We start from the raw sequence: 12,380 nt of genomic DNA, 5'->3' as shown, positions 1-12,380 counted from the left end.
ATCGGTGCGCCGCTGCTTAAAGCATGATCCGGAAAAGTGCGCAGCGGTTTTCCGAAAAGATCACGCTGAAACAATAACCTAAAGCGCGATGACGATTCGTCCTGATCTCATCGCACTTCAGTCGAACCAGCCGCGCCACTTGAACCAGATCAGCGGCAGCACGCCGCTGGCGATGACGGCGAGCCAGGCCAGCGGATAGCCGAAGGTCCAGTCCAGCTCGGGCATGTACTTGAAGTTCATGCCCCAGATGCCGACCAGGATTGTCGGCGGCACGCCGACGACGGACACGATCGTCAGGATCTTGAACAGCTCGTTCTGCTGGATGTTGATGAAGCCGAGCACCGCATCGAGCAGCAGCTGGATCTTGTCGGACAATCGCGTCTCGTAATCGCTGAGCGAGACGACGTCCTTTGACACGGCCTCGAGGCGCTTCTTCGACGAAGCCGTGATCCATTCGCTGCCGACATCACCGGCAAACGAGGCGATGCGACCGACCCCAAGCAGAACATCGCGCGCCTTGGCGAGCCGGTCGGCCAGCTCGCCAACATTCTCCAGGGCCTCGCGCATCCTGCGGCTGGATCGCACCGCACGTCGGGTGTGTACGAGCCCTCCCTTGAAAACAACCCGCGAAAGCTGATCGACCTTGGTGCCGAGATGCTCCAGGACATCGGCGCCGCGATCGATCATGGCCTCGAGCAGGCTGGCGAACACGCACATGCCGTTCTCCAGGCTGTCGTCGGAGCCGATGCGCTTGCCGATGTCGTCGAAGATCGGCAGCTCCGCAAAGCGCACCGTCACCAGCACGCGCGGGCCGATGACGAATCCCACCGGCGTGATCTCGGCCTCGCCGTCCTCGGTGAGCCGAACCGCCGGCGAGCTGAGATAGAGCGTGCCGTGCTCGAAGATCAGGCGGCTCGACGCCTCGATCTCGCTGAGGGAATCTTGCGAGGGAATGCGGATACCGAGCACTCGTTCGACGAACTGCTTTTCCTCGTCAGTCGCGTTCAAGAGATCGGCCCAGATGATCTCCGAGGGCATTTCCGCGCCGATTCCGTGCCAGTCGTCGGACGGCCACCTGTACAGCTTGAGCAAGAACCGTCTCCGCGACCGCATCGTCATGCCGGATAGTGCATCCGGCCATCATCCGCCGACTAACGCATGATGGTTCCAAACGTTCAATACCCTTGCGGCGACAGGGAGGACTCTTAGCGCGCAGCGGCTGCAGCGTTTGCCAAGGGCTGGGCCCACTTGCTTTCTATCTGCGTCCCGGACATTCCGATTCTCGCGCCCGGCCCTCCAAACCTGGCTAGCGGTAAGTGAGCGCACCGCGCTAGTCCGCTACGGTCAATCGCGTTGTTCTGGCGCGTTCTCCGCAATGTCCAGTCCGGCGTCGCAGGACATCGTCGATACCTGATCGGAACACGGTCAAGCAATCCACGTTGAAGCAGACGCGCAGGTGATTCACGGACGTTTGTTGTGCATCCCGAGATGGCGACTTTTTTGGGTGTTGAGGCCTGTGACTTGGCTGCCGCACTGCCTGCGGCCGATGCGATCTTGTTCGGCGCTTCAGATGCCACGCCGCACATCATCGGTCAGACGAGCCATGCCGCCAAGGCGCCGAACTTCATTCGTCGCGCTCTGCGTCACTACGAGAGTGATCTCACCCGCTGGGATTTTGATCAAGAAGCCGAGCTGCTCAGTCCGACAAAGATAAGGGTCTTGGACGGTGGAAACTTGGTGACGGACCCGATGACGCCCGAGAGCAACCGTGATGCGATCAGAACAGCCACGCAAGCCGTCCTTTCGGTCGGCGCGGTTCCGATCCTGCTGGGCGGTGATGACTCGGTTCCGATACCTTTCTTCGAGGCCTTCGGTGAAACCAAAGGACTGACGATCCTGCAGATTGACGCCCATCTCGATTGGCGTGATCAGCGAGATGGATCAGGATACACATTCTCCAGCACAATGCGGCGAGCCAGCGAATTGCCCTGGGTAAAACGCATTGTGCAGGTCGGTTTGCGCGGCATCGGCGGCTCTGGCCGTGCCGAATTTGATTATGCAAAGGCGTGGGGCGCAAAGATCCTCACGGCAAGACATGTCCAGCTTCACGGCATCGCAAGCGTTCTCGAAGAGATAGAGGAAGACGGCGAGTGCTTGATCACCATCGATTGCGACGGTCTCGATCCGTCGGTCATCCCGGGCGTGCTCATACCACAGCCAGGCGGCCTCTCCTATTTTGACGTTATTGAACTGATGCGGGGTGTCGCGTCAAAATGCAGAATAGTCGGGCTGGACATCGTAGAGTTCGTTCCCGAGCGCGATGTGCAAAATCTCGGAGCGATTGCTATCTCGCGGATCATCTGCAATGCGCTCGGTTGCATTCGGAGTCGGGCCGTATAGCTGCTACTCCGATAGACGGCATCCTCCCGCGTCGGCATCAACCACTCGCTTACTGGGACGCTTCAGTCTTGCTCGAACAGACTTTGCTGTGTCCGTCGCGCGGTGCGCTTCGCGCGATGGAGGGTCGCAGGAAAACGCGCTCCTGGGCTCGACACCACATGCGCTTGGGTTGCGGCTCTATTCGGGAGTGAGCTTGCGGGTAGGTAAGACAATCAAACTTACTCTTCTGTCGCACCACGCTTTGCATTTTTTCGGCAGAAGCAGATGCATATTGTAAGATCATTCACAATTGATCACGTGCTGTACACTTAGAATCGTCCTGCACTTCTTCGTTCTGCACGGTCCTTGCGTTTTCGCAAGGCATCACCCTCCCTTGATAGCGAGGAGCATGAAAATGAAGACACTTCTAAAGATCAGATCTCCACTATTGGCCATCGTCGCTCTTGCCGCCTGTATCGGTGCGGCCCGTGCTGATGTGATTATGGACTGGAACGCAAAGGCCGACGCGATTGCCGCTGACAAGAAAATTCTACCAGCGCCTCAGGCTCGCACGATGTCGATGCTGCACGTCGCCATGTTCGAGGCGGTCAATGCGATTGAAAGACGATACACTCCATACAAGCTGGATCTCGTTGCCGACCGTTCTACCTCGAGGGAGGCGGCGGCGGCAGCAGCAGCCTACAACATTCTCGTCACGGTCTATCCGGATCAAAAGGATGCGCTCGATAAGGCGCTGATGAATACGCTCTCCGGAATCCCGGACACGGAAGGAAGGGCAAACGGAATCGAGCTTGGCAGAACGGCCGCCGCGGGCGTAATCGCGTTTCGGGCGAATGACGGCAGTGACGCTCAGGAGAACTATCGACCCTACACAACCGCGGGCGTTTACGTGCCTACCGTGGTGCCGATCGCTTCGACGGCTGGAACGACGACCCCCTGGGTCATGACGTCGGCCTCGCAATTCCGCCCAGCGCCGCCACCTGCGCTCGATTCAGAGACATGGAGCCGGGACGTCAATGAAATTCGCGCGATCGGGGCTCGCGGCAGCGCCATTCGAACGGCAGAGCAGACGACGATAGGACGATTCTGGTTCTTGGTAGGGCCTCCCAGCTTTAATCCAATCATCCGGCAAGCAGCATTGGCAAGACAGATGGACGTGGTTGACTGCGCTCGCCTCTTCGCCCTTGCCGAGATCTCCGCGAACGATGCGATCGTTGCAGTCTTCGATGCGAAGTACCATTATAATTTCTGGCGACCGATGACGGCCATACGCAATGCGGACATCACGCAGAACCCGGCGACGCCACGCGAATCGTCCTGGTTGCCGCTCGGTGAGACACCCCCGCATCCGGAATACCCGTGTGCCCATTGCATCGTGTCTGCTTCGGTTTCCACAGTTCTCCGGCGTATCGTAGGTGACGAGTTCGGCGAGTTCTCGATGAGCAGCCCTACTGCGCCCGGTGTGACCCGCAAGTGGACGCGGCTCCAGGACTATAGCGACGAGGTCGCAAATTCACGGATCTATGCTGGCTTCCACTACCGCTTCTCGACGGAAGTCGGAAAGGAAATGGGCAGGAAGATTGGCGATTTGACTGTCGCAACACAGTTCCGTGGCCTGGAAGCGCGCGTCGACCCGAAGCAGTGAACGTGCCTCGCGCAACGCGTCCGTGGGATCACGCCGCGACATTCCCGGCGGCGGAGCCGTATATGCGCTTTAGCTCCGTAAGCGGACATCCGCACATTGGTGCACCCCTATGGGGGCGCACCTGCTCGTCGGCAGGCACGCGAGGAGAGCAGGTAGAACTCTAAAGCGCGGGCAAGCCGGGCGGCGGCCTTGCGCGTGTTGAAGGCCTGCTCATAGGCACTGGCCAGACGCAGCAGCTGTCCATTTCAGCAGGCGCATGGCCGCACTCCGCCGGGGCATTCCGGACATCGCGAGGCGATGACGCGCGGTCTCTCAATTCCAGCTGATCTCGTGGCGCCAGGGTGGATCGGCGCCTGGGCGGGTGCAGGTCAGGCCCGCGCAATTGGCGGCAAAGGACAGTGCGCGGCGGAGTTCTTCCGCTCCGATCTCGCTCAGTCTCTCGCGTGCCAGCGCGCCTTGCCTGTGCAGAGCGACGAGCAGCGCCGCCTGAAAACTGTCGCCGGCGCCAATGGTATCGGCGACCTCAACCTTCGGCGCGGCGACTTCGATCTGCCCTGCCCCCGCATGCCACGCAATCGCGCCATTGTTGCCGCGGGTGATGACGATGAGGCTTGCCCCCTGTTCGAGCAGCGTGCCCGCGCGCTGACGATACGGCTCGTCGCCGAAGAGATAGGCGAAATCGACGTCCGACATCTTGATGAGGTCGGCGCTTCCCGCGAACTCGGCCATGCGCGCGAGATAGGCCGGCTTGTCGCTGACCAGGTTGGGGCGGCAGTTCGGATCGAAGGAGATCGTGGACGATGCCCGCGTGTCTGCGATCAGCGCCCTGGTCTCGGCCGCGCCCTGGTCGTTGACCAGCGTGGTCGAGCCGACATGGACGGCTTCGACGCTTGCGAATGGAATGGACCCACGCCGGTAGGTCCAGTTCCGCGTTGCGGTCTCGGCATCGTAGAACGCGTAATGCGACTCGCCCGCGACGATGCGGACGAAGGCGAGCGTGGTCTGGTGATCGCTGCGGGTGGAGAGGCTGAGGTCGACGTTGGAGCCAGCGGCATGATCGGCGATCATCCGCCCGAACAAATCGGTCGAGATGCCACCGACGAAACCGGTCGGCGCGCCCAGCCGCGCCATTCCAATCGCGACATTGAGGCAGGAACCGCCAACCGCCGGCATCACGGCCTCGCGCCCGTCGACGTTTCGCGTCGGTACGAAATCGATCAGCGCATCGCCGCAGGCAATCAGCATGTCTTCAACCTCGCGCGACGCTGCGCATCGCGGCGCGGCTGCCGCGATCGACCGCGCGCAGCAGCTTGTAGACCTCGCGCTTGCGGGCGTGAAACGCGGCCATGTCGGTCGCAGTCGGCTCGCTCTTGCGTCCCAGCGCCGACATCCCGGCCATGGTCTCGCCGATGGTGGCATAGGCGCCGCCGGCCACTGCGCCCAGCATCGCGGCGCCCAGCAGCACCGGCTCCTTCGTCTGCGGCAGCGCGACGGTGAGACCGGTCGTATCTGCCATGATCTGCCGCACCAGCGGGCTGCGGCTGGCGCCGCCGCCCATGATCATGAGGCTGGACCGCACGCCATGCACGGCAAAGGTCTCGATCACCTCGGCGAGCCCATAGGCAAGTCCGCAGAGTCCGGCGACGAACAGCCGCTCCATCGAACCGATGTCGGTGTCGAGATCGAGCCCGGCGATCACCGCACGCGTATCAGGGTCCGCATGAGGCGAGCGGTTGCCGATGAATTCGGGCAGGACGTGGACGTCACGCGCCAGCAGCGCGGCGCGACTGGCATCGCCGGCGCGCGCGATGATACGGCGCTCGAGGAAGTCGATGAGGTCGAGGCCCTCGCTGCGTGCCGCCACGCTCGCCTCGCCGAAACCGGGATGCGACTTGAGGAGATGGTCGATCGCCGCGCCCGCGGCCGACTGGCCGCCCTCGTTGAGCCAGAAGTCGGGGACCATGCCGGAGTAATAAGGTCCCCACACGCCGGGAACAAAGCACGGCTCCTTCGTCGTCGCCATGATGCAGGCCGACGTTCCCATGATATAGGCCAGACGGTCGCTGACGTCGCTCGCCCCGCCGGCTCCATCTCGGCCGCCGATCGCGCCGATACCGCCGGCATGCGCGTCGATCAGCGAAGCGCCGACCGGGGTGCCCGGGGCGAGGCCGAACTCGGCCGCGGCAGCGCGCGTGAGGCCTGCGCCGACCCGCGTGCCGGGTGCGACGATCTCGGTGCCGATGCGCGCGTATTTCTCGGCGACGAAGTCGGACAGACCAATGCGTCTGAAGAACGGCGCGCTCCAGCCGCCGCCATCATGGGCGAGGTAGTTCCACTTGCAGGTGACGGTGCAGGTCGAGCGCTGCAGCGAGCCGGTGGCGCGCCACGTCAGGTAGTCCGCCAGATCGAAGAAGTGACCTGCGGCGTCAAAACTCGCGCGCAGATGGCGCTTCAGCCACAACAGCTTCGGCATCTCCATCTCCGGCGAGATCGAGCCGCCGACATAGCGCAACACTGCATCCTCGGTCTCATTGATCAGCCGCGCCTCGGCGGTGGCGCGGTGATCCATCCAGACGATGACGTTGCGCTGCGGGTCGCCGGAAGCGCTGACGGTGAGCGGCTCGCCCTGCCTATCGAGGACCGCCAGCGAACAGGTGGCGTCAAAACCGATCCCGCCGACACTGTCGGGCGCGATCGCAGCTTCCGTCATCGCCGCCCGCACCGACGTCACGCAGGCCTTCCAGATATCCTGGGATGACTGCTCGACGATGTCGCCGGCCTCGTGCCAGATCTTGATCGGATGCCGCGCAGCCGCAAGCAGAGTGCCGCCCTCGTCAAACACCCCTGCCCGCGTGCTCGTGGTCCCCACGTCGACGCCGATATACACTCGCGGCATTGTCGCTCCCGGTCGCTTTCCGCCAGCTTTGACGCAAGCCTACCAGCAAGTGTAGCCGCCATCCACCAGCACGATGCTGCCGGTCATCAGGCTCGCGGCCTCGGACGAGAGGAACAGCACGACGGAGGCGATCTCCTCGACCTGCCCCATCCGCGCCATCGGGGTTCCGCCGATCCAGGCGTCGTACATCTTCGGATTGCTCTTCACGAAGGCGTTGAGCGGCGTTTCGATATAGGTCGGCGCCACCGCGTTGACACGGATGCCGCGCGCGCCCCATTCGGCAGCCAGCGATTTCGTCAGGTGATGCACCCCTGCCTTGGAGGCGTTGTAGAAACACTGTTCCTGCGGCTTATTGACGATGAAGCCGGACATCGAGCCGACATTGACGATGGCACCGCTTCCAGCCTTCAGCATGTGCTTGCCGAATTCGCGGCAGCACCAGAAGGTGCCATTGAGATTGACGTCGATGACATTGAGCCAGTGCTCGTCGGTGACGGTCTCCGCCGGCGTCTCGCTGCGAGCGATGCCGGCATTGTTGACGAGGATGTCGACCTTGCCGTGGCGGGTGACGAGGTCGTTCGCGACCTCGGCCACGCGCCTGGTGTCGGTGACGTCCATGACCGCGGTCTCGATGTCGTAGCCCTTGGCCTTCAGGCTGGCTTTCGCGCTGTCGGCGACCTTGCCGTCGCGGTCGCCGATGATCACCTTTGCGCCGGCCTCAGCCAGCGCCTCCGCGCAGGCGAGGCCAATGCCCTGCCCGCCGCCGGTGATGAACGCGGTCTTTCCGTTCAGCTTGAATCTCTCCAGATACATGATCGTCTTTCCGTCTTCTTGCGTTTCTTGTCAGCGCCGAAGAGCATTGCCGCTCTCGTCGAAGCGGTGGATACGGGCAGAGTCCGGCAGCAGCGACACGCGGTCGCCGGCATGCAGGCTCAACTCGCCGATGTAGCGCGCGGTGAGCATGCCGAGCGGACCGGCATCGACGTAGAGAAACGTGTCGCTGCCGAGATGCTCGGCGACCGCGATCGTCCCTTGCCAGCCGCCTCCGCCGTCGCGCTCGATCTTGAGGTGCTCCGGACGCACGCCGATCGTGGCCGCGCCCTGCTGTTTGGCATGCTCTCCGGTGACGAAGTTCATCTTGGGCGAGCCGATGAACCCGGCGACGAAAAGGTTGGCCGGCCGCTCGTAGAGCTCCAGCGGCGACCCATATTGCTCGATCTTGCCGCTATTGAGCACGACGATCTTGTCAGCCATGGTCATGGCCTCGACCTGATCGTGGGTGACGTAGATCGCGGTGGTGCCGAGCTGCTTCTGCAGCCGCGTCACCTCGATCCGCATCTGCACGCGCAGCGCCGCATCGAGGTTGGACAACGGCTCATCGAAGAGGAACGCCTTGGGCTCGCGCACGATGGCGCGGCCGATCGCGACGCGCTGGCGCTGGCCGCCGGAGAGCTCGCGCGGCTTGCGGTCGAGATAGGGCGTGAGATTCAAGGTAGAGGCGGCCGCCTCGACCTTGCGATTGATCTCGTCCTTTGGCAGCCCCGCCATCTTGAGGCCGAAGCCGATATTGCCGCGCACGCTCATATGCGGATAGAGCGCGTAAGACTGGAACACCATCGACAGTCCGCGCTTGGCCGGGGGCGTATCGACGACGTTCCTGCCGTCGATCAGGATCTTGCCGCCACTGACGTCCTCGAGCCCCGCGATCAGCCGCAGCAGCGTGGTCTTGCCGCAGCCGGAGGGACCGACGAACACCACGAAGGAGCCGTCGGCGATGTCCAGGTCGGCGCCCTTGATGATGTGCACGGGGCCGAAGGATTTTTGCACGCCCTGGAGTGTGATCTGACCCATGATCCGGCAGCCCCTCTACTTCACCGCGCCAAAGGTGAGCCCGCGCACGAGCTGCTTCTGGCTGAACCAACCGAGGACGAGAATGGGCGCGATCGCCAGCGTGGACGCCGCCGATAGCTTCGCCCAGAACAGCCCTTCCGGGCTCGAATAGGACGCGATGAACGTGGTGAGCGGCGCGGCGTTCGAAGTCGATAGATTGAGCGTCCAGAACGCCTCGTTCCAGGCCAGGATCAGGTTGAGCAACAAGGTCGATGCGAGCCCCGGAATCGCCATCGGGGTCAGGACATAGACCAGTTCGCGGCCGATCGTGGCGCCGTCCATGCGCGCGGCCTCCAGGATGTCGCGCGGGATCTCCTTGAAATAGGTGAACAGCATCCAGATCACGATCGGCAAATTGCCGAGACAGAGAATCAAGACGAGGCCGATGCAGGAATCGAGCAGGCCGAAGCTCTTGTAGATCAGGTAGATCGGCACCAGCACGCCGACCGGTGGCATCATCTTGGTCGAGAGCATCCAGAGCAGGATGTCCTTGGTGCGCCTGGTCGGCGAGAACGCCATCGACCAGGCCGCGGGAATGGCGATCAACAGCGCTATCAGGGTCGAGCCGCCGGCGATGATGATCGAGTTCATCGCGTGGTGGAAATAGTCGCTGCGCTCCTGGACGGTCGCGTAGTTTTCCGTGGTCCAATGGAAGAACAGGAACGATGGCGGGATGGCGAAGGCCTCGAGCTCGGTCTTGAAGCTCGCCAGCACCATCCAGAGGATCGGGAAGAAGATCAGGAAGCCGAACAGCCAGGCTGCCGCCGTCGAGACCACCACCCGCCGTGTCGTCGCCATCCGCGCCATGCTTCAGGCCTCCAGATTGCGTCCGACGATGCGGACCAGGAAGAAGGCGACGATATTGGCGATGACCACCGCGACGAGGCCGCCCGCGGAGGCACTGCCGACGTCGAACTGGATCAGCGCCTGCGAATAGATCAGGAACGCGATATTGGTCGTCTGCAGGCCCGGCCCGCCGCCGGTCGTGACGAAGATCTCGGCGAATACAGTCAGCAGGAAGATGGTCTCGATCAGGATCACCACGGTGATGGGACGCGCGAGGTGCGGTAGCGTGATGTAGATGAAGGTCGAGACCGCGCTGGCGCCGTCCATCTCCGCGGCCTCCTTCTGCTCCTCGTCGAGCGATTGCAGCGCGGTAAGCAGGATCAGCGTCGCGAAGGGCAGCCATTGCCACGTCACGATCAGGATCACCGCAAACAGCGGCACATCGTTGAACCAGTCGATCGGCGTCAGGTGAAACAACTGGGCGAGCCAGGCGAACAGGCCGGACACCGGATGCATCAGCAGGTTCTTCCAGACCAGCGCGCTCACGGTCGGCATCACGAAGAATGGCGCGATCACCATCAGCCGGACGAAATTGCGCCCGATCACGGGCTGGTCCATCAGCAGCGCCAGCGGAATGCCGAGCAGGATGGTCAACGCCAGAACCGAGCCGACCAGCACCAGCGTGTTCCGGAGCGAGGCAAGGAATGCGGGATCGGTGAGGAAGTAGCGGAAATTCTCCAGCCCGACGAAGGATTCCGAGCCGGGATCGAGCAGGCTGTAATGCAGCGTCGAGAAGTAGAGCGTCAGCGCGAGCGGGACGATCATCCAGATGAACAGCAGCCCGACCGCCGGCGTCAGGAGCGAGCGCGCAAGAAGCTGCGTCTGCCGGGTCGCCATCCCTGGCTTCTCCTTTTCGGGGGAAGAAGGCGGCCATCCATCCGGGGATGGGGTGGATGGCCGCCAGTCTGAGCTCAGGAGGAAGAGCCCGGGTTCACTTGATGTAGCCGGCGCGCTTCATCTCGCGCTCGGTCGCGGATTGCGCGGCGGTCAGGGCCGCATCGACCGTCATCGATCCTGCAAGCGCGGCTGAGAACTGCTGGCCCACCTGCGTGCCGATACCCTGGAATTCAGGGATCGCGGCGTATTGCACGCCGACGTAAGGCACCGGCTTCACCGTCGGCTTGTTGGGATCGGCGGCGTCGATCGAGGCCAGCGTCAGCTTGGCGAAGGGCGCGACCTTGAGGTAGTCCGGGTTCTGGTAGAGCGAGGCGCGCGTACCTGGCGGCACGTTGGCCCAGCCCTCTTTCGCGGCCACCAGCTTGGTGTAGTCTTTGCTCGTTGCCCAGGCGATGAATTTCTCGGCCGCGTCCGTCTTCTTGGAGCCGGCGGGGATTGCGAGATTCCAGGCCCACAGCCAGTTGGCGTTCTTGCCAAGTCCGGTGTTGGGCGCGAGCGCAAAGCCGACCTTGTCGGCGACCTTGGAGTCCTTCGGATTGGTGACGAAGGATGCCGCGACTGTGGCGTCGATCCACATCGCGCATTTGCCGGCATTGAACAGCGCCAGGTTCTCGTTGAAGCCGTTGGAGCTTGCGCCCGGAGGGCCGGCCTCCTTCATGAGATTGACGTAGGTCGTCAGCGTCGCCTTCCATTCCGGCGTATTGAACTGCGGCTCCCACTTCTCGTCGAACCAGCGTGCGCCGTAGGAATTGGCCATCGCCGAGAGGAACGCCATGTTCTCGCCCCAGCCGGCCTTGCCGCGCAGGCAGATGCCGTAGGTGCCGGCGCTCTTATCGGTGAGCTTCTTGGCGGCATCGACGACGAAATCCCAGGTCGGCTTTTCCGGCATCTTCAGGCCGGCCTTCTCGAACAGATCGGTGCGATACATCACCATGGAGCTCTCACCGTAGAACGGAGCGGCATAGAGCTTGCCCTCGGAGGAGACCGCGTCCTTGATCTTGGGCAGGAGGTCGGCGATGTCGTAATCGGCGCCGAGATTGGCGAGCGGCACCAGCCAGCCCTTCTTCGCCCAGATCGGCACCTCATAGGTGCCGATGGTGAGCACGTCGAACTGACCACCCTTGGTAGCGATGTCGGTGGTGACGCGCTGGCGCAGCACGTTCTCCTCCAGCGTCACCCACTTCACGGTGATATCAGGATTCTTCTTGGTGAATTCGCTCGTGAGCCCCTGCATGCGGATCATGTCGCCGTTGTTGACGGTGGCGATGGTCAGGGTCGTTTCGGCCATCACCGGGACGGCCAGCAGCAAGCAAGACGCGCCGCAGACGGCGCCGAGGACATGTTTCACGGTGACCTCCCCTCAACTCGCGTTTTGAGCATATGCCCACGCGTTGGGCGTCTGTTCAACGCAACGACGGCGCGTTGTCAAGCAGCCGAGAGGGTGTCCGCGCAACTTATGGGTGCTGCGGTGCGAGAGGGATGGTGGTTGCGGTGCAGAGGCGATCGCAATTGTTAGGAGTAAGCGCAGCGGCACCTCTCCCGCTTGCGGGAGAGGTCGCATCGCATCGACGGATGCGATGCGGGTGAGGGCTTTCTCCTCTGGGGGAGTCTTGCCAGCGGAGAGACCCTCTCCCCAGCCCTCTCCCGCAAGCGAGGGCTTTGCACAAAGGGGAATTTTTCGATTCTCTAGGATCTGTCGTTGGAGGCGGATTGGGATGGCATATCGACAGGTGGGACAACCGAGCTTCGCAGATGCGCTGGTGTCGCGGCGAGGCAAAGGTAGCGCTGTGCTGAGGCGGATTGGCG

Annotated in this window: 10 protein-coding genes; 2 read left to right on the top strand and 8 right to left on the bottom strand. The window is 62.8% G+C overall.

Going from position 1 to position 12,380, the window contains the following annotated elements; all coding sequences use genetic code 11:
• Positions 1–117: 117 nt before the first annotated feature.
• Positions 118–1,092 carry a magnesium transporter CorA family protein gene (locus tag EHH60_RS04925; RefSeq protein ID WP_124158364.1) on the bottom strand — a complete coding sequence of 325 codons (975 nt, stop codon included), beginning with the start codon at positions 1,090–1,092 and terminating at the stop codon, positions 118–120.
• Between the two features lie 396 nt (positions 1,093–1,488).
• On the opposite strand from EHH60_RS04925, the gene EHH60_RS04920 reads away from it, so the two are divergent.
• Complete coding sequence (locus EHH60_RS04920; RefSeq protein WP_124158363.1) at positions 1,489–2,400, top strand: arginase family protein; 912 nt, start codon at positions 1,489–1,491, stop codon at positions 2,398–2,400.
• A 394-nt stretch (positions 2,401–2,794) separates the two neighbouring features.
• Complete coding sequence (locus EHH60_RS04915; RefSeq protein ID WP_124158362.1) at positions 2,795–4,045, top strand: vanadium-dependent haloperoxidase; 1,251 nt, start codon at positions 2,795–2,797, stop codon at positions 4,043–4,045.
• A 312-nt stretch (positions 4,046–4,357) separates the two neighbouring features.
• Here the strand turns inward: EHH60_RS04915 and EHH60_RS04910 are convergent, their stop codons facing one another.
• From EHH60_RS04910 to EHH60_RS04880, 7 genes are all read right to left on the bottom strand, one after another.
• Entirely contained in the window at positions 4,358–5,290 is a 933-nt protein-coding gene (locus EHH60_RS04910; RefSeq protein WP_124158361.1) for a carbohydrate kinase family protein, read from the bottom strand.
• Between the two features lie 4 nt (positions 5,291–5,294).
• Positions 5,295–6,941, bottom strand: a complete 1,647-nt coding sequence (locus EHH60_RS04905; RefSeq protein ID WP_124158360.1) for an FGGY-family carbohydrate kinase — start codon at positions 6,939–6,941, stop codon at positions 5,295–5,297.
• A gap of 39 nt (positions 6,942–6,980) precedes the next feature.
• A complete protein-coding gene (locus EHH60_RS04900; protein WP_124158359.1) occupies positions 6,981–7,754 on the bottom strand; it encodes an SDR family NAD(P)-dependent oxidoreductase in 774 nt (257 codons plus the stop codon).
• 30 nt (positions 7,755–7,784) lie between these two features.
• Positions 7,785–8,792, bottom strand: coding sequence for an ABC transporter ATP-binding protein (locus EHH60_RS04895; RefSeq protein WP_124158358.1), 1,008 nt, complete (start codon positions 8,790–8,792; stop codon positions 7,785–7,787).
• Positions 8,793–8,807: 15 nt separating this feature from the next.
• Positions 8,808–9,638, bottom strand: coding sequence for a carbohydrate ABC transporter permease (locus EHH60_RS04890; protein ID WP_124158357.1), 831 nt, complete (start codon positions 9,636–9,638; stop codon positions 8,808–8,810).
• Between the two features lie 3 nt (positions 9,639–9,641).
• Positions 9,642–10,514, bottom strand: a complete 873-nt coding sequence (locus EHH60_RS04885; protein WP_124158356.1) for a carbohydrate ABC transporter permease — start codon at positions 10,512–10,514, stop codon at positions 9,642–9,644.
• Positions 10,515–10,608: 94 nt separating this feature from the next.
• Positions 10,609–11,922 (bottom strand): ABC transporter substrate-binding protein, encoded by a 1,314-nt coding sequence (locus EHH60_RS04880; RefSeq protein ID WP_124158355.1) that lies wholly within the window; start codon positions 11,920–11,922, stop codon positions 10,609–10,611.
• Positions 11,923–12,380 lie beyond the last annotated feature (458 nt).

Origin of the sequence: Bradyrhizobium sp. RP6 (assembly GCF_003837805.1) — a bacterium.
Taxonomy (GTDB): domain Bacteria; phylum Pseudomonadota; class Alphaproteobacteria; order Rhizobiales; family Xanthobacteraceae; genus Bradyrhizobium.
This window is presented reverse-complemented; position numbering and strand designations above follow the sequence as displayed.

What these genes read in the sequence shown, in the direction of transcription:
- EHH60_RS04920 (WP_124158363.1), top strand. Translation starts at nt 1,489, where the DNA reads ATGGCGACTTTTTTGGGTGTTGAGGCCTGTGACTTGGCTGCCGCACTG.
- EHH60_RS04915 (WP_124158362.1), top strand. Translation starts at nt 2,795, where the DNA reads ATGAAGACACTTCTAAAGATCAGATCTCCACTATTGGCCATCGTCGCT.
- EHH60_RS04910 (WP_124158361.1), bottom strand. Translation starts at nt 5,290, where the DNA reads ATGCTGATTGCCTGCGGCGATGCGCTGATCGATTTCGTACCGACGCGA.
- EHH60_RS04905 (WP_124158360.1), bottom strand. Translation starts at nt 6,941, where the DNA reads ATGCCGCGAGTGTATATCGGCGTCGACGTGGGGACCACGAGCACGCGG.
- EHH60_RS04900 (WP_124158359.1), bottom strand. Translation starts at nt 7,754, where the DNA reads ATGTATCTGGAGAGATTCAAGCTGAACGGAAAGACCGCGTTCATCACC.
- EHH60_RS04895 (WP_124158358.1), bottom strand. Translation starts at nt 8,792, where the DNA reads ATGGGTCAGATCACACTCCAGGGCGTGCAAAAATCCTTCGGCCCCGTG.
- EHH60_RS04890 (WP_124158357.1), bottom strand. Translation starts at nt 9,638, where the DNA reads ATGGCGCGGATGGCGACGACACGGCGGGTGGTGGTCTCGACGGCGGCA.
- EHH60_RS04885 (WP_124158356.1), bottom strand. Translation starts at nt 10,514, where the DNA reads ATGGCGACCCGGCAGACGCAGCTTCTTGCGCGCTCGCTCCTGACGCCG.